The following is a 479-nucleotide window of genomic DNA, read 5'->3' as shown; positions in this document are numbered from 1 at the left end:
TGTTTCGTTCAGTTTTCAAAGAACTAAAAGCGGGTGAAGAGAATCGAACTCTCGACCAGAGCTTGGAAGGCTCTTGTTTTACCACTAAACTACACCCGCGTGGTCGGGAAGACAGGATTTGAACCTGCGACCCCCTGGTCCCAAACCAGGTGCTCTACCAAGCTGAGCCACTTCCCGTAATAAGCGCGCCCGAGAGGAGTCGAACCCCTAACCTCTTGATCCGTAGTCAAACGCTCTATCCAATTGAGCTACGGGCGCTTATTCATGATGTTTTTTCGTCGTTGTATTTTGGCGACTCAATTATCTTATCATACTACATTTTCAAATGCAAGTACTTTTTTAAGATTTTTTTGATGCGGCCGAGAGGACTTGAACCTCCACGGGGTTTCCCCCACTAGGCCCTCAACCTAGCGCGTCTGCCGTTCCGCCACGACCGCGCGGAAAAAACAAAAGTGAGCCATGAAGGATTCGAACCTTCG

The 479-nt window shown here is 49.1% G+C and carries 4 tRNA genes; all 4 read right to left on the bottom strand.

Annotated features, from left to right (window positions below):
* Window positions 1-28: 28 nt before the first annotated feature.
* Window positions 29-99: transfer RNA gene (locus RT27_RS31725), tRNA-Gly, on the bottom strand.
* A 1-nt stretch (window position 100) separates the two neighbouring features.
* A tRNA-Pro gene (locus RT27_RS31720) sits at window positions 101-177 on the bottom strand.
* A gap of 7 nt (window positions 178-184) precedes the next feature.
* Window positions 185-258 (bottom strand) — tRNA-Arg (locus RT27_RS31715).
* A gap of 96 nt (window positions 259-354) precedes the next feature.
* Window positions 355-437 (bottom strand) — tRNA-Leu (locus tag RT27_RS31710).
* Window positions 438-479 lie beyond the last annotated feature (42 nt).

It is taken from the genome of Bacillus sp. L_1B0_5, assembly GCF_000836715.1.
In the GTDB taxonomy this organism is placed as follows: domain Bacteria; phylum Bacillota; class Bacilli; order Bacillales; family Bacillaceae_G; genus Bacillus_A; species Bacillus_A thuringiensis_S.
This window is presented reverse-complemented; position numbering and strand designations above follow the sequence as displayed.